General features: G+C 70.0%; 1 protein-coding gene. It reads left to right on the top strand.

The genetic code is table 11. The features are described from left to right. The coding region (locus tag HLH29_RS19380; protein ID WP_182968995.1) for an MBG-2 domain-containing protein at window positions 1–557 on the top strand (557 nt) is incomplete at both ends.

Raw genomic sequence — 557 nt, 5'->3', positions numbered from 1 at the left:
AATTCAGCACGACCGGCCTGGTCAACGGCAACACCGTCTCCGGCGTCACCCTCACCACCACCGCCACCGGTGCCAGCACCGTCGGCCGCTATGGCATCACCGCCTCGGCCGTGCAGGGCAGCGGCCTGGCCAACTATGCTGTCACCTATCAGCCCGGCACCCTGACCATCGATCCGGCCACCCTGACCGTCACCGCCCTCAACCAGACCAGCACCTACGGCCAGGCCCCCACCCTCGGCACCAGCCAATTCAGCACGACCGGCCTGGTCAACGGCAACCGCGTGAGCAGCGTCACCCTCGCCACCACGGCCACCAGCGCCACCCCGGTCGGCACCTACGCCATCACGGCCGCCGGTGCGACCGGCACCGGCCTGTCGAACTACGCGGTGACGTATGCCCCCGGCACGCTGACGATCGACCCCGCCGCGCTCACCGTCACCGCCCTCAACCAGACCAGCATCTACGGCCAGGCCCCCGCCCTCGGCACCAGCCAATTCAGCACGACCGGCCTGGTCAACGGCAACACCGTCTCCGGCGTCACCCTCACCACCACCGCC

The organism is Gluconacetobacter tumulicola (assembly GCF_014174215.1).
In the GTDB taxonomy this organism is placed as follows: domain Bacteria; phylum Pseudomonadota; class Alphaproteobacteria; order Acetobacterales; family Acetobacteraceae; genus Gluconacetobacter; species Gluconacetobacter tumulicola.
Note: the sequence above shows the minus strand (reverse complement) of the source record. Positions and strands in the feature narration are given on the sequence as shown.